We start from the raw sequence: 18380 nt of genomic DNA on the forward strand, positions 1-18380 counted from the left end.
TCACACCTCCACCTTCACCACGCGGCTCATCCAGAACACGCCGACGCCCAGCCACAGGGTCGCGCCGCCCAGCATGACCCACCCGCGGGGATCGGAGAACAGCGGCGCGACGTAGTCGCCGTTGCTGACCACGAGATAGAGCAGGAACCCGGGCGGCAGCGCCGAGAGCACGATCGCCGACAGCTTGCCCTCCGCGGCCAGCGCGGAGACCTGACGCCGCACGTACTCCCGCTCCCGCATGGTCGCGGCGACGGTGTCGAGCAGCTCGCCGAGGTTGCCGCCGACCTGGCGCTGGATCCGGATCGCCATCACCACCCACTCGAAGTCCTTGCTGTCGAACCGCTCGGCCACCCCGTCGAGGGCCTCCTCGAGCGACACGCCCAGCCTGGTCTCCACGAGTACCCGCTTGAACTCGCCCGACACCGGGTCGGCGCCCTCGCGCACCACCGTGTCGACCGACTGGGCCAGCGACAGCCCGGCCGACAGCGAGCCCGACATCAGCTGCAGCGTGTCGGGCAACGCGGCGTTGAACGCCTTGCGGCGCTTGGACCGGCGCAGCCCGAGCCAGGCCCACGGCCCGATGGCACCGAGGGCGAGGAACACGATGCCGAGCAGCAGGCTGCCGCCGCCGAGGAGCAGCCCGAGCAGCCCGGCGACCACGACGACGCCGGTGTGCACCAGGAGCCACTCCGACGACTTCAGCTCGCTGCCGGCCGCCTCGAGGCGGCGGGTGATCCGCACGTCGAGGCCCTTGTTGCGGTTCAGCACCTGGGCGGCGGCGTCGGTGGCCTGGGACAGCGCCTGCTCGGCGTCGACCCGGTGGCCGGGCTGCTCGGTGGTGGTGGTGTCGGCGTAGCGGGCGACCCGGTCGGCCATCGACAGCTCCGCGCGGCGTCCGGGCACCAGCAGCACGGCCAGGGCGAGCAGGCCGGCACCGAAGACGCCGACACCGGCGTACATCAGCCAGCGTGGGGGCACCCACCCGGTGTCGTCGGCCACGACCGGTGGCGCGACGGCCGGCGCCTGTGGCTTGTGGCGCTGCACGGTGGTGAACGCCTGGACCACCAGGGGCTCCCCGCCGGCGGGCAGCGTGATCTGGAGCGTCGCCTCGGTGCCGGTCACGTCGTCGGGGACGTCGACGCTGACCAGCAGCTGGCGGGCGAGCACGGCCGCCTCGGCGTCGAACGCGGCGACGAGGGCGTCCTGGTCGGCCTCGACCACGGTGCCGGCTCCGGCGGCCGCCAGCTCCTCCAGCCGGGCCAGCGACTCGGGGGTCTGCTCGAGCGCGACCACGTCGAGCAGGACCTCCGCCTCGGAGACCGCAGCGACCGTGTCGGCGACGTCGACGCCGGTGGTGTCGGCGCCGTCGGAGAGCACCAGCACCGACCGCTGGCCCTCGCCTCCGGCCATCGCGACCGCGGCCTGGACGCCGTCGTAGAGCCGGGTCTGCCGGCTCAGTGTGAGCTGGTCGAGCACCGCCGCCGCCTCGGCCCGGTCGACGGTGGGCGGCAATGCCTGCGACACCTCGTCGGCGAACGTGACGATGCCGACCTCGACGTCGGGCGGCACCGCCGCCAGGAACGCCGCGGCAGCGGCTCGGGCCGCCTCGAAGCGGGCACCGGCCATCGACCTGCTGGTGTCGATCGCGAGCACCGCGGTGCGGCGTACGGCAGTCGAGGACGCAGCCCGCACGGCCTCGGCAGCGGCGTCCCGGCCGTCGACGGTGGCGGTGACCTGGTCGAGCCGGACCTCCGCGCCGGCCGGCACCGAGACGAGGACCTCGAGCCCGGCCTTGCGGACCTCGACGTGCGCGATCGAGGCCCCGGTGGGGTCGTCGGCCGCGGCCGGGGCGCCGACCAGCAGCAGTGAGAGGAGCCCGGCCGTCGCGGCGAGGAGGGCGCGCATCAGTTCCGCTCCGGCAGGAACAGCAGCGGGTCGACGGTGACGTTGACGTAGGCCATCTTCTCGAGGAACTGCGGCCGCAGGCCGGTCGCCTTGAGTCGGCCGAGGCTGTGCCCCTCGGCGTCGAAGCCGGCGGTCTGGTCGAAGACGAAGATGTCCTGGAGGGTGATGATGTCGCCCTCCATGCGCTCCACCTCGGTGATGTGGGTGATCCGCCGGGTGCCGTCCTTGAACCGGGTCTGGTGCACGATCAGGTCGACCGCGGACGCCACCTGTTCGCGGATCGCCCGCACCGGCAGGTCCATGCCCGCCATCAGCACCATCGTCTCCATCCGCGAGAGCGTGTCGCGGGGGCCGTTGGAGTGCAGCGTGCAGATCGAGCCGTCGTGGCCGGTGTTCATCGCCTGCAGCATGTCGAGCGCGGAGGCGTCGCGCACCTCGCCGACGATGATCCGGTCCGGCCGCATCCGGAGGCTGTTCTTGACGAGGTCGCGGATGTGCACCGCGCCCTTGCCCTCGATGTTGGAGGGCCGCGACTCCAGTCGCACCACGTGCTCCTGCTTGAGCTGGAGCTCGGCGGCGTCCTCGATCGTGACGATGCGCTCGTCGTGGGGGATGAACGAGGAGAGCACGTTCAGCGTGGTGGTCTTGCCGGCGCCGGTGCTGCCGCTGACGATGACGTTGAGCCGGCCCCGGACGCAGGCGGCCAGGAAGTCGCGGGTCTGCGGGGTCAGCGAGCCGAACCGCACCAGGTCCTCGTCGGTCAGCGGGTCGGTGGCGAACTTGCGGATCGTCAGCGCCGAGCCGTCGACGGCCAGCGGCGGGATCACGGCGTTCACCCGGCTCCCGTCGGGCAGCCGGGCGTCGACCATCGGGCTGGACTCGTCGACGCGCCGCCCGATGCGGGAGACGATCTTGTCGATGGTCCGGCGCAGGTGGTCCTCGTCGGCGAAGCGGGCGTCGGCGGGGGTCAGCCGGCCGCGCTTCTCCAGCCAGATCGACGCCGGCCCGTTGACCATCACCTCGGACACGTCCGGGTCGCGCAGGAACGGCTCGATCGGGCCGTAGCCGAGGATGTCGTCGGTGATCTCCTGCGTGACCCGGGCCCGGTCGCTGCTGCTCAGCGGTCGGTCCTGGGAGGAGAGCACCTCGGCGAGCACCGAGCGCACCTGCTGGTCGAGCTCGGCCTGGTCCATGTCGGCGTCGTAGAGGTGCGGGCCGAGCTGCCGGAGGAGCTGGCCGTGGACGCTGGACTTCAGCTCCTCGAGCCGGTCGTGCTGCTGGCTGGTGAAGGAGCGGCGGGAGCCGCCGCTCGGTTCGGCGGGCTTGGCCGGCTTGGCCGGCTCGGTCGGCGCCGCCGGCTGAGGCGGTACGACGGCCGCGTGCGTCGGCGCGCCGGCGGGCGTCGCCGGGTCCCCGGCGGCGGGGCCGGGGGTGGTCTCGGCGCCGGCACCGGCGTGCCGGCCACTCTGCTCCGCCTCCCGGCGGGCGGCGGCGAGACGGTCGGCCAGACTCATCGGGTCACCTCCGGAGCTTGAATCGGCGGCCGCTCCGCTCGGGCTCGGCGGTGTGGGTGCCGAGCCCGGCGCCGTGGGCGGTGGCGGGCGGGGTGGCGACCTCTCCGGCGAAGCGGGTCGCGAGGCTGCGGATGGCCTGGCTGGAGGGGTGCTCCGGCTTGCCGAGCACAATCGGGGTGCCGGCGTTGGTGGCGGCCGCGATCTCGACGGAGGTGGCGATCCGCGCGGTGACCGGCAGACCGAGGATGGCCTCGACCTTGTCGGCGCTGATGCCGACCTGGTCGTCGGCACGGTTGAGCATCAGGTGGCGGTGGCCGCGGGCGATGTTGAGCATGTCGAGGGTCTCCAGGGCGACCTTGACGTTCTTCAGCGTCGGCACGTCGAGGGTGGCGACCAGCACGCACTCGTCGGTCTCGTCGAGCGCGGTGAGGGTCTGCTCGTCGAAGGCCGGTGCGGTGTCGACGACGACGAAGTCGAACTCCTCGCGCAGGATGCGCAGGGTCCGCGCCACGAGCGTGGCGGTGACCCGCTCCCGGGCGTCGGGGTGGGCGGGGGCGGCGAGCACCATCAACGAGTCGGGGTGCCGGGTGAGCAGCCCCTCGAGCATGCCGGGGTCGAGGCTGTCCTCGGCGCCGATCGCGTGCTCGATGGAGTGGGTGGGGAACAGTTGCAGGGTGATCGCGACGTCGCCGAAGGCGAGGTCGAGGTCGACCAGGCAGACCTTGCGGGCGCCGTGGGCGCCGAGGGCGAGCGCGAGGTTGACCGCGAGCGTGGTCTTGCCGACGCCGCCCTTGGGGGAGAAGACCGTGACGACCTGGCCGCTGGGCCGGGCGCCCCCGGGGCCGCGCAGGGCCACCCACAGCTGATGGGCCCGGCCCACCGCGGCGCCCACCGAAGCGGGGTCGTCGAGGGGGACCACGTCGCGGGCGCCGGCCTTCATCGCGGCCGCCAGCACGTGGGTGTCGAGCGACTCGCGGACGAGCACCACGCTGACGGTGGGACGGGAGATGCGCAGCTCCTCGCAGGTCGCGAGCGCCTCCTCGAGGGGCACGTGCGGCCCGAGGACCACGACGTACTCCTCGGTGTGCTGGGTGAGCCACGCCTCGAGAGGCCGGGGGGAGTCGACGGCGTGGGAGCCGGCGGGGAGCGCCGGCATCAGCGTCGCGACGGTGGTGCTCTCAGGTTCGACGAGGACAGGCATCCAGGCTCACTCGAACAGGCTCTCGGCGGTGACGCCGGGGTCGGGGCGGACCGTGCTCTTGGTGGTGAGCAGCGCGAACGCGAGCTCGCCGCTGCCTTGGGCGAACAGCACCCGCTGGGCCTGGGCCTGGGTGAGGGCGAGGGTGAGCAGGGTGCGCGGCAGCTGCTCGGTGGTCTGGGCGCCGGACTGGTCGGTGGTGGTCGTGGAGACCGGGGTGGTGGAGCCGACGCCGAGCACGGTGACGCGCTCGAGCAGCAGCCGGGTGAAGGCCTGGCCGGTGGTCTGGTCGGCCCCGTTGAGGAAGACCGCGACCTCGGAGCCGGGGTTGACGAAGCCGGCGACGCGGGCCGGGTCGGTGAGGTTGACCGAGATCGCCAGCTGGCCGTCGGGGATCTGCAGCGAGGTCTGCGAGGAGGCCTGGGCGGGGGTGCCGAACCGCTCGGGGATGATCTGCTCGCCGGGGAAGACCGAGGTCAGGGCCACGCTGCCGGCGAGCTGGGCGGCGTCCTGCAGGGCGCTGGGCAGCCGCTGGTCCGACACCACCGGCTGCAGCGCGATCTTGCCGCTGGCCAGGGCGTCCTCGATCGACTCGCCCTTCTGGATCTGGGCGGTGGCGCGCAGCACCTCGACCGTCTCGAAGCGCGCCTCGGCCCGCTCGTCGGCCCCTTGGACGTAGACGAAGACCAGGGCGGCTCCGAGCGCGGCGACCAGCGCCGCCGCCAGGAGGAGAATCCTGCGTCGATCCATACCCGAGCCCTTCCGCCTCGCCGACCGTGCCGGGAAGCCACTCGACCCGCTGACGTTTCGCTGACTGTCGCACCCATGCACAACGGTGCCGAAGGGCTCCCGACCGAGACTTCGACACCGCCGGGGCACATGTTAGGGAAACCTCGCCCTATGCGCGGGAAATGCGCCCATTCGGCGTGCCCCTGGTCACACCGCGTCTCGCCCGCGGCGGGTCACAGGTAGAGCGCGGCGACCTCGTCCTTGAACTCGCGCATCACCACGTTGCGCTTCAGCTTCAGGCTCGGGGTGAGCTGGCCGCCCTCCTCGGTCCAGGCCGCCTCCACGATCCGGAACTTGCGGATCGACTCGGCCTTCGAGACCGCCTTGTTGGCGTCCTCGACGGCGGCCTCGATCTCGGCGAGCAGGTCGGGGTCGTCGACCAGTCGGTCGAGGGCTCCGCTCTTGCCGTTCGCCTCGGCCCAGACGGGGAGCACCTCGGCGTCGAGGGTGACCAGGGCGGCGATGAACGGCCTCCCGTCGCCCACGACCATGCACTGGTCGACCAGGGCATGGGCCCGCAGACGGTCCTCGAGCACGGCGGGGGCGACGTTCTTGCCGCCGGCGGTGACCAGGATCTCCTTCTTGCGGCCGGTGATCCGCACGAATCCCTCGTCGTCGACCTCGCCGATGTCGCCGCTGTGGAACCAGCCGTCGGACTCCAGTGCGGCGGCGGTGGCCTCCTCGTCCTCCCAGTAGCCGCAGAACACCTGGCCACCGCGGAAGAGCAGCTCACCGTCGTCGCTGACCCGCACCGCGGTGCCGGGCAGCGGCCGGCCGACGGAGCCGATCTTGATGGCGTCGGGGAGGTTGACGCTCAGGGCGGCGGTGGTCTCGGTGAGGCCGTAGCCCTCCAGGATGGTCACCCCGATGCCGCGGTAGAAGTGGCCGAGCCGCTCGCCGAGCGGGGCGCCGCCGGACACCGCGAACTCGCACTGGCCGCCGAGCGCGTCGAGCAGCTTGCCGTAGACGAGTCGCTTGAACACGGAGTGCTGGGCGCGCACCGCCAGTGACGGGCGGCCGCTCTCGATGCCTCGGGAGTAGGCGATCGCGATCTCGGCCGCCCGGTCGAAGATCCGGCCGCGGCCGTCGGCGGTGGCCTTCTGGGAGGCGGTGTTGAAGACCTTCTCGAAGACCCGGGGCACGGCGAGGATGAACGTCGGCTTGAACTCCTGCAGGTCGGGCAGCAGGTTCTTGATGTCGGAGCTGTGGCCGAGCCGGGCCCGGGCCTTGATGCAGCCCACCTGGATGATCCGGGCGAACACGTGGGCCAACGGCAAGAACAGCAGGGTCGAGGCGCCCTCGGTGTCGAAGAGCCGCTCGAGCTCGTCGACGGCGACGCCGAGCTCGAACATGAAGTTGCCGTGGGTGAGCATGCAGCCCTTGGGAGAGCCGGTGGTGCCGGAGGTGTAGACCAGCGTGGCCACGTCGAGCGGGGTGGCCTGGGTGCGGCGCTTCTCGAGCTCGTCGTCACCGACGTCTTCGCCGAGCCGGGAGAGCACCTCGACGGCGTTGTCGGCGATCGACCAGACGTGGTGCAGATGGGTGAGGCCCTCGCGCACCTCGTTGATCCGGCTGAGGTGCTCGGGTCCCTCGGCCACGACGGCCTTCGCTCCGGAGTTGCGCAGGATCCACTCGATCTGCTCCGCGGAGGAGGTCTCGTAGATCGGCACGGTCACCGCGCCGGCGAACCAGATGGCGTAGTCGAGCAGCGTCCACTCGTAGCGGGTCTTGCAGATGAGCGCGACCCGGTCTCCTGCCTCGACGCCGGCGGCCATCAGGCCCTTCGCGGCGGCGCTGACCTCGGCCTGGAACTGCCCGTAGGTGACGTCCACCCAGCCGTGCTCGGTGCTGCGGCTGAAGCCGATCTCGTCGTGGGCCTCGCGCGCGTTCGTCACCACGTCATCGGTGAGGTTGCCCGTCGCTGGGACCTCGATCGTCAGGGGCGTGGAGAACTCACGCACTAATGCCTCCTGGTGGGGGGTTTTCCCGCAGGTTACCTCCGGAGAGCGGTGCCGCCTCATCCGGTACGCTCGCAGCCCGAGCGTCCCGGTGCGCACGCCGACGCGCCTGCCCGATGACCTTGTGAGGACCCGCGATGGCCGAGCAGACCACCTCGTCGATCGTCGTCGACGCCGCCCCCGCCGACATCATGGCGGTGATCGCGGGCTTCGACGAGTACCCCCACTGGGCCAAGGGCGTCACCCGCGCCGACGTGGTCTCGACCTTCGACTCGGGTCCGGCCAAGGGCCGCGCCGAGCAGGTCTACTTCGAGCTCGACGTGTCGCCGATCCGCGACGAGTACACCCTCGAGTACGTCTGGGACGGCGACCGCGGCGTCACCTGGACGCTGCTGGAGGGCAAGATGCTCAAGGCCCTGGACGGTGCCTACCTGCTGCGTGAGCTGCCGAGCGGGTCGACCGAGGTCACCTACCGGCTGGCCCTCGACGTCTCCATCCCGCTGATCGGCATGCTCAAGCGCAAGGGCGAGAAGATCCTGATCGACACCGCGCTGCGGGGGCTGAAGAAGCGCGTCGAGTCGCTCGGCTGACCGCCGGCCTCCGACGGACCCGACGACGTGCGCATCCTGCTGTTCACCGGCAAGGGCGGGGTGGGCAAGTCCACCGTCGCGGCCGGCACCGCTGCCCTGGCCGCGGCCGCCGGCCACCGCACGCTGGTGCTGTCCACCGATGCGGCGCACTCGCTGGCCGACGCGTTCGGCCATCCGGTCGGTGCGGAGCCCACCCAGGTGGCCGAGCGGCTGTTCGTGCAGCAGGTCGACGCCCAGTTGCGCTTCCAGCAGTCCTGGGCCGACATCCAGCACTACCTGCTCTCGGTGCTCGACGCGGCAGGTGTCGACCCGCTGGCGGCCGAGGAGCTCACGGTGCTGCCGGGGGCCGAGGAGGTGCTGGCCCTGCTCGAGCTGCGGCTGCACGCCGGCTCCGGTGCCTGGGACGTCGTCGTCGTCGACTGCGCGCCCACGGCCGAGACGCTGCGGCTGCTCGCCCTCCCCGAGGCCCTGGGCTGGTACATGCAGCGGGTGTTCCCCACCCAGCAGCGGGTCGTGACCGCGCTGCGACCCGTGCTCTCCCGTGCGGCCGGCGTGCCGATGCCCGGCGGCGGCGTGTTCGGCGCCGTGGAACGACTGCACGCCGAGCTCGACGAGGTGCGGTCGCTGCTGGCCGGCCCCCAGGCGAGCGTGCGCATCGTGCTCACCCCGGAGGGGATCGTGCTCGCGGAGGCGCGCCGCTCCTACACCTCGCTGTCGCTGTTCGGCTACCGCGTCGACGGCGTGGTCGCCAACCGGGTCTTCCCGGCCGAGGGCGCCGACGACTGGCGGTCCGGCTGGGTCCGGGCGCAGGACCGGGTGCTCCTCGAGGTCGAGCAGTCCTTCCGCGGGCTGCCGGTATGGCGCTCGGTCTACCGCCCCGAGGAGCCGGTCGGCGTGACGGCGCTGGCCGACCTGGCCGCGGAGCTGTACGCCGGGTCCGATCCGCTGGCGGCACCCACCGGAGAGGGCCCGTTCCGGGTCAGTCGGACCGCCGGAGGCGAGCTGCTGCACCTCGCTCTGCCGCACGTCTCGCGTGACCAGGTCGACCTGGCCCGCCACGGCGATGATCTGGTCGTGACCGTGGGGTCGTATCGTCGTGTCCTCACCCTGCCCACCGCGCTGGCGCGCCTGCGCGTCGCCGGGGCGAGCGTGGAGCGGGGTGAGCTGCGCGTCCGGTTCCAGGGCGCCGCCGACACCGTCCAGCAGGAGACCAGGTGACAGACCCCCACGATCAGGATCCCGACGACCGGGAGCCGATCGGCTCGGTCGCCGAGGAGGCCACCAAGCTGTTCGGCGCGCTGGCTGACTGGGCGCAGGCGTTCCAGCCCGAGGTCGCCTCCGGTGTGGCCGGCCTGGGCGAGCAGGTGGTCCGGGCGGCCGGCACGGTCGACGAGCACCTGGCCACCGGAGCGCCCGAGTGCACCTACTGCCCGATCTGCCGCACCGTGCACCTGGTACGCCGCACCAGCCCGGAGGTGCGCGCGCACCTGAGCGCCGCGGCGTCCTCGCTGCTGCAGGCGGCCGCCGGCGCGCTGGCCACCCAGGTGCCCCAGGGGCGGCCGCGGGAGTCCGGGGTGGAGCACATCGACCTGGATGACGAGACCGATCTGGAGGGGGAGCGATGAGCCTCGCCTGTGGCGTGGATGTCGGCGGCACCAAGATCGCCGGCGGGGTGGTCGACGAGGAGGGCACGGTCCTCGAGGAGCTGCGCGTCGAGTCGCCGGCCAGCGACGCGGACGCGATCGAGGAGGCGATCGCGGGCGTGGTCAAGCAGCTCGCGTCCCGCCACCAGGTCGAGGCGGTCGGCGTCGGCGCGGCCGGCTACATCGACAAGGCCCGGTCGACGGTGCTGTTCGCCCCCAACCTGGCCTGGCGCGACGTGAACCTCAAGGCCGACCTGGAGAGCCGGCTCGACCTGCCGGTGGTGGTCGAGAACGACGCGAACGCGGCCGCCTGGGGTGAGTTCAGCTACGGCGCCGGACACGACGTCGAGGACTTCCTGCTGGTCACGGTCGGCACCGGCGTCGGTGGCGGCCTGGTGCTCGACGGCCGGCTCTACCGGGGCGCCTTCGGCGTCGCCGCCGAGATCGGCCACATGCGGGTGGTGCCGGGCGGGCTCACCTGCGGCTGTGGCAAGTCCGGCTGCTTCGAGCAGTACGCCAGCGGGTCGGCGCTGGTGCGCGAGGCGCGTGCCGGCGTGGCGTCCGGGATCCCCGGCTCCGAGGCACTGCTGGCGCGCGCGGGGGGCGACGCCGAGCAGGTGACCGGACCGCTGGTCACCGAGCTGGCCCGCGACGGCGACCCGTTCTCCCTCGGCCTGCTGGCCCAGCTGGGCCGGTGGCTGGGCGAGGGCGTCGCGTCGCTGGCCGAGGTGCTCGACCCGCGGGTGGTGGCGGTCGGCGGCGGGGTCAGCGAGGCCGGCGACCTGCTCCTCGGTCCGGCCAAGGAGGCCTTCCACCGCGAGCTGGTCGAGGACCGGCACGACCCGGCCCTGGAGATCCGTCCGGCCCGGCTCGGCAACCGCGCGGGGCTGATCGGCGCCGCCGACCTGGCCCGCCGCTGAGGGGTCGCGCTTGTCCACGGGGGTGTTCGTCGGCGTCGACATCGGCGGCAGCAAGGTGCTCGCGGCCGAGGTGGCCGAGAGCGGCGCGGTGCTGCGGACCGCCCGGCGTACCACCCCTGGCCGTCGGGTGGAGGCACGGCTGGTCGAGGAGGCCCTGACCGAGGCGGTGCACGAGGTCGCCGACGGCCGCTCCCTCGCCGGCGTCGGCCTGGCGGCGGCGGGGTTCGTCGACGCGGCCACGGAACGCGTGGTGTTCGCCCCGCACCTGCCCTGGCGCGGCGATCCGGTGCGCTCCAGGCTGGAGCAGCTGTGGGGAGTCCCGGTCGCGCTCGACAACGACGCGAACTGCGCGGCCCGCGCCGAGCTGAGGTACGGCGCGGCGCGCGGCGTCGCCGACGCGGTGCTGGTGACGATGGGCACCGGCATCGGCGGAGCACTGGTGCTCGACGGGCGGGTGCACCGCGGCCGCAACGGCCTGGCGGGGGAGTTCGGGCACATGCAGGTGGTGCCCGACGGCCGCGAGTGCGAGTGCGGCGGGCGCGGCTGCTGGGAGCAGTACTCCAGCGGCAACGCGTTGGTGCGCCGGGCCCGCTCCCGTCTGGGGGTCGAGCCGACGATGCTGGAGGAGATGTGCGAGGGCGTGCCCGAGCGGCTGGTCGGTCCGATGGTGACCGAGGCCGCGGAGGCCGGCGACCTGGTGGCCCGTCAGGCGTTCGCCTCGGTGGGCGACTGGCTCGGCGTGGGCCTGGCCAACCTGGTGGCGGCGTTCGATCCGGACCTGGTCGTCGTCGGGGGCGGCGTGTCGGCGGCCGGTGACCGGCTGCTCGACCCGGCTCGTGCCGCCCTCGACCGGTCATTGGTCGCCGCGCCGCACCGACGGATCCCGCCGCTGCTGCGGGCCAGGTTCGGGCCGGAGGCCGGGGTCGTGGGCGCCGCCGACCTGGCCCGCGCCGCTGCCGCCTGACGAGGCCGCCACGTCGCAGGCGCTCAGACCTGGGCGCCGTCGTCCCAGGGGTCGCGCGGTCCGCGGGGCATCCGGAGCACCAGATAGAGGAAGCCGCCGACGAACGCGACCACCAGGCCGAACGCGATCAGTGTGGGCAGCTCGATGCCGAGCACCAGACACACCAGCAGCACCGTGGGCGAGCCGAACACGCCGACCCAGGCGGCCATCCGGTCACGTGAGGGGTGGGGCAGCGGCGGTGGCGGCGGCGGGACGAAGCGCTCCTCGGGCCACGGGTCGTCGTCGAGCCGGTGGTCCTCGGCCGGCTCGACCGGGTCCGGCGCCGTGGCCGCGGGAGGCGGGTCGTCGGGGTCGAGGTCGGGTCGCTCGCCGTAGTTCTCGACGATCGCGCGCCAGGCCTCGTCCTCGCTGTCGGGCTGCACGCTTCGAGGGTAGTCGGCCACCGGTGCCCGGTCAGCCCGCGGCGACGCGCGCGACGAACTCGGCGGACTCGGCGAAGATCTGCGGGGCGTCGTTGTCGATCGTGGCGACGTGGTAGCTGTTCTCGAGCCGGCGCACGGTCACCTCCGAGGAGGAGACGCCGCCGGTGACCAGCGGCTCGGTGAGCTCGTCGACGACCTTGTCGACCGTCGAGCGGAAGTAGAGCAGGGGAGCCGTGATCCGGGGCAGGCTGGCCACCAGCGCCGGCCAGGCGCTGAACATCGAGTGTGCGGCGCGGAGCGGGGTGCGGGCGTAGGCGTGCTCGTCGGCGCCCGCCAGCTTGATGTCGTTGGAGATGCCCGGCATCGAGGGCAGCAGCAGCTTGAGCACCGGCAGCAGCTTCACGTCCCGGCGCTTCGTGGCCAGGGCCGGGTTGACCACCATCACGCCGGCGACCCGGTCGGGGTGGTCGGCGGCGAGCTGGAGCGCCAGCGCGCCGCCCATCGACAGCCCGCCGACGACGACGGCGTCGTGGTCGAGGCAGAGCTTGTCGAAGGCGCGGGCGACCTCGCCGTACCAGTCGGCCCACGTGGTGCGGTTCATCTCCTGCCAGGTGGTGCCGTGCCCGGGCAGGCGCGGCACCTCCACGCCGTACCCGAGGGACCCGAGGTGCTCCCCCCACGGCTTCATCGACGCCGGGGACCCGGTGAACCCGTGGCTGAGCAGCACGCCGATCCGGCGGCCGCCGGTCAGCTCGGGGCGGGCGGCCACGGTGAGCGGGCTGGCCAGCGGGTGGAGGGCGGGCGGGGACGGGCGGGGTGACCGGGACGGCATGGCCGCATTGTGCAGCACGTCACGACGCGGCGTCGCGGCGACGTGGCTCCGCCAGCGGCGGCGGCGGTGGCCGGGATGGTGCCATGCCCTAGGCTTCGCCCGTCCGGACATCGGGTGCCGGTGACCGGTCGAGGTCGGCCGTGGTGGCGTGGTGGAGGTGGCGCGGTGCTGTATTGGTTCCTCAAGTGGGTCGCGCTCGGCCCCTGGCTGCGCGTCGTCTTCCGGCCGCAGGTCGAGGGCATCGAGAACGTGCCCGAGGACGGCCCGGCGATCCTCGCGAGCAACCACCTCTCCTACGCCGACTGGCTGTTCATGCCGCTCACCCTGCCGCGGCGGGTCACCTTCGTGGCCAAGGCGGAGTACTTCACGACCCCCGGCATCAAGGGCTGGTTCCAGAAGCAGTTCTTCTCCGGCTCCGGCCAGGTGCCGATCGACCGGACCAGCGGCTCGGCGGCCGAGGGTGCGCTGTCGGCGGCCAAGCGGATCCTCGGTGAGGGCGACCTGTTCGGCATCTACCCCGAGGGCACCCGCTCCCACGACGGTCGGCTCTACCGCGGCAAGACCGGGGTGGCCCGGCTCGCGCTGGAGTCGAAGGTGCCGGTGATCCCGGTGGCGGTGGTCGGCACCGACGTGGTGGCCCCGCCCGGCAAGAAGTTCGGGTCGATCACGCGACCGGTGGTGCGGTTCGGCCGGCCGCTGGACTTCTCCCGCTACGAGGGCATGGAGAACGACCGCTACATCCTGCGCTCGATCACCGACGAGATCATGTACGAGATCATGCGGCTCTCCGGTCAGGAGTACGTCGACATGTACGCCGCCCGCGCCAAGGAGGAGGCCAAGCGCCTCGAGCGCGAGACGGCCGCCGACGAGCACAAGAAGGCGTCCTGACCCTGCGGGCTGTGCCGCCCGCGCGCGGCGGTGCGGAGGCGGTCGAGGACCGGCTGTTCCGGGCGCTGGCCGTGCTGCGGGCGGTCATGCTGCTCAACGCGGTCGGCATGGCGCTCTACGGCGCCGACGACTTCCAACGTCCCGTGCTGGCGGCGGTCTGTGTGGCCGGCATGGTGCTCTGGACCGCGGTGGCCACCGCGGCGTACGCCGTGCCCCGGCACCGCCGGGCGTGGCTGCTGGTGGCCGACCTCGCCGTCGCCGAGGCACTGCTGGTGCTGACCCCCTGGGCGAAGGGGGAGGGGTTCTCGGCCACCGTTCCGGGCTTCTGGATCGCCGCGTCGCTGCTGGCATGGGCGGTGCACTGGCGCTGGATCGGTGGCCTGGTCGCGGCGGCGCTGCTGGCCGCCACGGATGTGGCGATCCGGCAGGAGCTGACGCAGTCCATCTACGGCAACGTGCTGTTGATCCTGGTGGGCGGCCCGGTGGTGGGCTACATGTGCGAGTCGTTGCAGCGGATGGCCACCGAGCGCGACGCCGCCGAGCGCGCGGCGGCGACCGCCGCGGAGCGGGCCCGGCTGGCTCGGGCGGTCCACGACGGCGTGCTGCAGGTCCTGGCGCTGGTGCAGCGGCGCGGCCGCGAACTGGGTGGGGACGCTGCGGAGCTCGGCCGGCTGGCCGGCGAGCAGGAGGCGGCCTTGCGTCGCCTGATCCGGGCCCAGGACGCCACTTCGGCGGAGCGGGCATCGGGCACGGTCGACCTCGTGCGCGAGCTCGCCGCCCTTGAGCGGCGCGGCAACGTGACGTTTTCGGGCCCGGCCGGCCCGGTGCCGCTGCCAGCGCCGGTCGCCACCGAGCTGGTCGCGGCCGTCGGGGCCTGCCTCGACAACGTCGAGCGGCACGTGGGGCCGGGCGCGCCGGCGTGGGTGTTCCTCGAGGCGCTCGCCGACCGGGTCGAGGTGTCGGTGCGCGACGAGGGCCCCGGCATCCCCGAGGGGCGGCTCGCCGCGGCCGAGGCCGACGGCCGGCTCGGGGTCAGCGAGTCGGTCCGAGGGCGGCTGGCCGACCTCGGCGGCACGGCCGAGCTGAGCACGGGCTCGTTCGGCACCGAGTGGGTGCTCACGGTTCCGCTGGAGGGCACCGGCTGACCCAGAGGATGACGAGGTCTGGCCGCAGGTCGACGGGCTCGGCACCTGGGGTGGAGGCCCGGGAGCGCCTCCGCTGCCAGCCTCGATGGTGTGCCAGATCCACTGCCTCGACCTCTCCCGTCGCGCCGGCTCCGCCGCTGGCGCTCGGGCCTCGCGCTCGCCGTCGCGCTGGTCACCCTCGGGTGTGCCGCCGACCCGGCGCCGGACACTCTGGTGCCGATGTGGTCGGAGGGCCGTGCCCCGCTCGACGGGCGCATCAGTCCGTTCGACACCGATCGTTCGACGATCGCGGGCCTCGACCCCGAGCTGCGTGCGGCCGTCCAGGCCGCGGCCGACGATGCGGAGCGCGACGGGGTGACGCTGAGCGTCAACAGCGGGTGGCGCAGCCGGGCGCACCAGCAGGAGCTCTTCGCTCAGGCTGTTGCTGAGCACGGCAGCGAGGAGGAGGCGCTGCGCTGGGTCGCCACTCCGGACACCTCCCAGCATGTGACCGGGGACGCCGTCGACATCGGTCCGCCACGGGCCGCGGCCTGGCTCGGCGAGCACGGTGCCGCCTACGGGCTGTGCCGGACCTTCGCCAACGAGGCGTGGCACTTCGAGCTGGCCACCGCTCCGGGTGACAGCTGCCCGGCGATGCTGCCGGACGCTGGGAGCCGGCCCTAGCCTCGCGAGCCCGGTGGTCGAGCCTGCCGAGACCCTCCCGGCGGTCGAGCTTGTCCGGTGGTCAAGCCTGCAGAGACCTGTGAAGACTCCCTTGTCTCGAACACCTGTGCGAACTAGAATCGACGTATGTCCACCGACCAGCACCCCGAACCGCATGAGATCGCCGATCTCGACGCGCGGGCGACGCTGGCCGCGGTCACCGACGCGACGACGGGCCGGCGGGCTGTCGAGGTCACCGAGATGCGCCTCGCCGCGCACTGGGCGGCCCTGCACGGTGAACCGGTCCGCGAAGCGGTCGGTGAGCTGGCCGGGCTGGTGGACCCGATGACCCACCCCGGCGGCGACGGCACGCCTGCAATCCGAGAGGTCTGCATCGCCGAGCTGGGAATGGCCCGGCAGACGCACGCCGCCACCGCCCGAGCGCTGATCGCCGACACCCTCGACCTGCACCACCGCCTCCCGGCCACCTGGAAGGTCGTCGAAGCCCTGGGCTGCGAGCCCTGGGTCGCCCGCCGGGTCGCAGTCATGAGCCGCGGCCTCGACGCCGACAAGGTCGGCCTGGTCGACCGAGCCGTGGCGAAGGCGATCGGCAAGGTGGCCCCCGGCAAGGTCTTCGACCTGACCGCCGCGAAGATCATCGAGGCCGACCCCGAAGCCCACACCCAACGGCGTGAACGCGCCCGCCACGAGCGCTACGTCAAACTCTCCAAGACCGACGAGCACGGCTTCCGCCACATCATCGCCCGCGTGACCGCCGGCGACGCGGTCTGGTTCGACGCACTCGTCGACCGGGTCGCCGACATCCTCGCCCTCGAGCACGGCCACGACCACAACCACCAAGAGCTCCGCTCGCTGGCCGTCGGGTGGCTCGCCCGACCCGCCGACCTCCTGCGCCTGCTGCTGGACCACACCTACCCCGAGCAGGCCGACTCCGAGCACGACGACGACCCCGAGCCCGAGGCGGAGGCGGCTGAGCCTGCTGGCCGCCCGGCCTATGCCCCCGAGCACCTCGACGCCACCCTCGACCGCCTCAAGGCGTTGACCGCCCGGCAGCTGGCCTCGCTCCGTCCCCGGGGGAAGGTGTTCGTCCACCTCCACCAGGCCGCCCTCCAGAGGCAGGCCGGGATCGCCCGGGTCGAAGGCCTCGGCCCGATGCTCGCCCAGTGCCTGGCCGAGCTCCTCGGGCATGCGGACGTGAAGCTGCAGCCGGTCCTCGACCTCGCCACCCGACCTCGCGTGGACGCCTACGAGCACCCCGAGAGGCTCAAGGACCACATCTGGCTGCTGGCCGGCGGAGACGTCTTCCCCTATGCGACCGCTGCGAGCCGTGATCAGACCGACGCCGACCACGTCGTCCCCTACAAGCCGCCCGATGAGGGTGGTCCATCCGGTCAGACCGGCCCCCACAACAGCGCACCGCTACGCCGGCGACATCATCGATGGAAGACCCACGGCGGCTACCGCAGCAGATCCGCCGGCCCCGGCCGCTACCTCTGGCAGAGCCCCCACGGCCCCTGCGCGCCCGTCGACGACCAAGGCACCCATCCGCTCACCGAGCAAGAGGCCGACCTCATCCTCACCGCCCCACCCGGCCTCGAGATCTATCTCCCCGGGCCCGCCGGCGTCGACGTGTTGATCGATCCGAGCGGGGACTGGCCCAACGACTGAGCTTCGGTCTGCCGGTGCGGGCTGCCGCCCGCGCGCCGACTAGCCTCACCAAAGTGACGATCCACAGCGGCCATCCCTTCGCCGACCCCACGCCCGACCCGGTGCGCAGGTTCCGGGGCCGGCTGGGCGGCTCCGTGACCCTCTGGACCGCGGGCGACGACGATCGGCGAGCCGGCCTGACGGTGACCTCGATGATGGTCGCGAACGGCGAGCCAGCGCGGCTGCTGGCGTTGGTCGACCCCGACTCCGACCTCGCCGACGAGCTCGCACGGACCGGTCGCGCCGTCGTGTCGCTGCTCGCCTGGCCACACCGCGACCTCGCCGACGCCTTCGCCGGGGTGGCTCCGGCTCCTGGCGGACCGTTCCGCCAGACGGAGTTCGTGGACACCACCTGGGGGCCGCGGCTCGCCGATGCGGCCACCTGGGCCGGCGTCGCCGTCGAGTCAACCGCGACCGTGGGCTGGTCGAACCTGGTCACCTGCGTGGTCGAGCAGGTCACGATCGGCGACGACGACGCGCCCCCGTTGACGCACCGCCGCGGGCGCTACCAGGCTCCGCCCCCGACCGTCTCGTAGGGTGCGGGCATGGTCGAGGGGGCAGCGCCGACGGCGGCGCCGGTGCGGGTGATGGTGGTCGACGACCACCCGATGTGGCGCGACGCCGTCGAACGCGACCTGGCGGCGGCCGGCTTCGACGTCGTCGCCGTGGCCGCCGACGGCCAGCAGGCGCTGGCCCGCTTCCCGGCCGCCCGGCCGCAGGTCGTCGTGCTCGACCTGCAGATCCCGGCGCCCAACGGCGTCGAGGTGACCGCCGAGGTGCTGCGCCAGGACCCCTCCGCCCGGGTGCTGATCCTCTCGGCCTCCGGCGAGCAGAGCGACGTCCTCGAGGCGGTGAAGGCGGGCGCCACCGGCTACCTGGTGAAGTCCGCCTCCCGCGAGGAGCTCCTCGACGCGGTACGCCGGGTGGCGCGCGGCGACACCGTCTTCACGCCCGGACTCGCCGGCCTGGTCCTCGGCGAGTTCCGCCGGATGGCCGAGGGCGGCGCGGGTCCGGGCGAGCCGCCGGGTCAGCAGCTCACCGAGCGTGAGACCGAGGTGCTCAAGATGGTCGCGAAGGGCTGGTCCTACAAGCAGATCGCCGAGCGTCTGGTGCTCTCGCACCGCACGGTCCAGAACCACGTCCAGAACACCCTGCGCAAGCTGCAGCTGCACAACCGCGTCGAGCTGACCCGCTACGCGATCGAGCAGGGCCTCGACGAGGACGACTGAGGCGCCCCCTACG

18 protein-coding genes are annotated in these 18380 nt (G+C 73.1%); 11 read left to right on the top strand and 7 right to left on the bottom strand.

What is annotated here, in order from left to right:
- The 5 genes from D6B71_RS04690 to D6B71_RS04710 all read right to left on the bottom strand — a co-directional run bounded on the left by D6B71_RS04690 (position 1) and on the right by D6B71_RS04710 (position 7367).
- Entirely contained in the window at positions 1-1905 is a 1905-nt protein-coding gene (locus tag D6B71_RS04690) for a type II secretion system F family protein (RefSeq protein WP_121252481.1), read from the bottom strand.
- On the bottom strand, positions 1905-3419 hold the full coding sequence (locus D6B71_RS04695; RefSeq protein WP_121252483.1) for a TadA family conjugal transfer-associated ATPase: 1515 nt from the start codon (positions 3417-3419) through the stop codon (positions 1905-1907). Before D6B71_RS04695 ends, D6B71_RS04690 begins: the two co-directional genes overlap by 1 nt.
- A 4-nt stretch (positions 3420-3423) precedes the next feature.
- A complete protein-coding gene (locus D6B71_RS04700; RefSeq protein WP_121252485.1) occupies positions 3424-4620 on the bottom strand; it encodes a CpaE/TadZ family protein in 1197 nt (398 codons plus the stop codon).
- A 6-nt stretch (positions 4621-4626) separates the two neighbouring features.
- Complete coding sequence (gene cpaB / locus D6B71_RS04705; protein WP_121252487.1) at positions 4627-5367, bottom strand: Flp pilus assembly protein CpaB; 741 nt, start codon at positions 5365-5367, stop codon at positions 4627-4629.
- A gap of 212 nt (positions 5368-5579) precedes the next feature.
- Positions 5580-7367 (bottom strand): AMP-dependent synthetase/ligase, encoded by a 1788-nt coding sequence (locus D6B71_RS04710; protein ID WP_121252489.1) that lies wholly within the window; start codon positions 7365-7367, stop codon positions 5580-5582.
- Between the two features lie 134 nt (positions 7368-7501).
- Here D6B71_RS04710 and D6B71_RS04715 point away from each other — a divergent pair, with 134 nt between their 5' ends.
- Genes D6B71_RS04715 through D6B71_RS04735 form a run of 5 tightly spaced genes read left to right on the top strand, consistent with a single transcriptional unit; the run spans position 7502 to position 11481 of the window.
- Entirely contained in the window at positions 7502-7954 is a 453-nt protein-coding gene (locus tag D6B71_RS04715) for an SRPBCC family protein (protein ID WP_121252491.1), read from the top strand.
- A gap of 27 nt (positions 7955-7981) precedes the next feature.
- Positions 7982-9172, top strand: a complete 1191-nt coding sequence (locus D6B71_RS04720) for an ArsA family ATPase (RefSeq protein ID WP_121252493.1) — start codon at positions 7982-7984, stop codon at positions 9170-9172.
- A complete protein-coding gene (locus tag D6B71_RS04725; protein ID WP_121252495.1) occupies positions 9169-9579 on the top strand; it encodes a hypothetical protein in 411 nt (136 codons plus the stop codon). The genes D6B71_RS04720 and D6B71_RS04725 overlap by 4 nt, the downstream gene beginning before the upstream one ends.
- On the top strand, positions 9576-10517 hold the full coding sequence (locus tag D6B71_RS04730; RefSeq protein WP_121252497.1) for an ROK family glucokinase: 942 nt from the start codon (positions 9576-9578) through the stop codon (positions 10515-10517). Before D6B71_RS04725 ends, D6B71_RS04730 begins: the two co-directional genes overlap by 4 nt.
- A gap of 10 nt (positions 10518-10527) precedes the next feature.
- Positions 10528-11481, top strand: coding sequence for an ROK family protein (locus D6B71_RS04735; RefSeq protein ID WP_121252499.1), 954 nt, complete (start codon positions 10528-10530; stop codon positions 11479-11481).
- Positions 11482-11504: 23 nt separating this feature from the next.
- Here D6B71_RS04735 and D6B71_RS04740 read toward each other — a convergent pair whose 3' ends face one another.
- Positions 11505-11903 (bottom strand): hypothetical protein, encoded by a 399-nt coding sequence (locus D6B71_RS04740; protein ID WP_121252501.1) that lies wholly within the window; start codon positions 11901-11903, stop codon positions 11505-11507.
- A gap of 31 nt (positions 11904-11934) precedes the next feature.
- The gene (locus D6B71_RS04745) at positions 11935-12735 is read right to left on the bottom strand and encodes an alpha/beta hydrolase (RefSeq protein ID WP_121252502.1); all 801 of its coding nucleotides are present in this window, start codon (positions 12733-12735) and stop codon (positions 11935-11937) included.
- Positions 12736-12900: 165 nt separating this feature from the next.
- Here D6B71_RS04745 and D6B71_RS04750 point away from each other — a divergent pair, with 165 nt between their 5' ends.
- The 6 genes from D6B71_RS04750 to D6B71_RS04775 all read left to right on the top strand — a co-directional run bounded on the left by D6B71_RS04750 (position 12901) and on the right by D6B71_RS04775 (position 18367).
- Positions 12901-13623: a lysophospholipid acyltransferase family protein gene (locus tag D6B71_RS04750; protein ID WP_121252504.1), complete on the top strand. Its 723-nt coding sequence runs from the start codon at positions 12901-12903 to the stop codon at positions 13621-13623.
- Between the two features lie 11 nt (positions 13624-13634).
- Positions 13635-14768, top strand: a complete 1134-nt coding sequence (gene macS, locus D6B71_RS04755) for a MacS family sensor histidine kinase (RefSeq protein ID WP_121252506.1) — start codon at positions 13635-13637, stop codon at positions 14766-14768.
- 90 nt (positions 14769-14858) lie between these two features.
- Entirely contained in the window at positions 14859-15431 is a 573-nt protein-coding gene (locus D6B71_RS04760) for a M15 family metallopeptidase (RefSeq protein ID WP_206051559.1), read from the top strand.
- A gap of 126 nt (positions 15432-15557) precedes the next feature.
- Positions 15558-17099 carry a hypothetical protein gene (locus D6B71_RS04765; RefSeq protein WP_121252508.1) on the top strand — a complete coding sequence of 514 codons (1542 nt, stop codon included), beginning with the start codon at positions 15558-15560 and terminating at the stop codon, positions 17097-17099.
- A gap of 53 nt (positions 17100-17152) precedes the next feature.
- The gene (locus tag D6B71_RS04770; RefSeq protein WP_121252510.1) at positions 17153-17674 is read left to right on the top strand and encodes a flavin reductase family protein; all 522 of its coding nucleotides are present in this window, start codon (positions 17153-17155) and stop codon (positions 17672-17674) included.
- 9 nt (positions 17675-17683) lie between these two features.
- Positions 17684-18367, top strand: coding sequence for a response regulator (locus D6B71_RS04775; RefSeq protein WP_121252512.1), 684 nt, complete (start codon positions 17684-17686; stop codon positions 18365-18367).
- The last annotated feature ends 13 nt before the right edge of the window (positions 18368-18380 follow it).

Source organism: Nocardioides ferulae (assembly GCF_003660455.1).
GTDB classification, from domain to species: Bacteria; Actinomycetota; Actinomycetes; order Propionibacteriales; family Nocardioidaceae; genus Nocardioides; species Nocardioides ferulae.

Bases quoted from the DNA above. Each gene is read 5' to 3' on its own strand.
- D6B71_RS04765 (WP_121252508.1), top strand. From the start codon at position 15,558: ATGTCCACCGACCAGCACCCCGAACCGCATGAGATCGCCGATCTCGAC.
- D6B71_RS04695 (WP_121252483.1), bottom strand. From the start codon at position 3,419: ATGAGTCTGGCCGACCGTCTCGCCGCCGCCCGCCGGGAGGCGGAGCAG.
- D6B71_RS04745 (WP_121252502.1), bottom strand. From the start codon at position 12,735: ATGCCGTCCCGGTCACCCCGCCCGTCCCCGCCCGCCCTCCACCCGCTG.
- D6B71_RS04690 (WP_121252481.1), bottom strand. From the start codon at position 1,905: ATGCGCGCCCTCCTCGCCGCGACGGCCGGGCTCCTCTCACTGCTGCTG.
- cpaB (WP_121252487.1), bottom strand. From the start codon at position 5,367: ATGGATCGACGCAGGATTCTCCTCCTGGCGGCGGCGCTGGTCGCCGCG.
- D6B71_RS04700 (WP_121252485.1), bottom strand. From the start codon at position 4,620: ATGCCTGTCCTCGTCGAACCTGAGAGCACCACCGTCGCGACGCTGATG.
- D6B71_RS04715 (WP_121252491.1), top strand. From the start codon at position 7,502: ATGGCCGAGCAGACCACCTCGTCGATCGTCGTCGACGCCGCCCCCGCC.
- D6B71_RS04775 (WP_121252512.1), top strand. From the start codon at position 17,684: ATGGTCGAGGGGGCAGCGCCGACGGCGGCGCCGGTGCGGGTGATGGTG.
- D6B71_RS04730 (WP_121252497.1), top strand. From the start codon at position 9,576: ATGAGCCTCGCCTGTGGCGTGGATGTCGGCGGCACCAAGATCGCCGGC.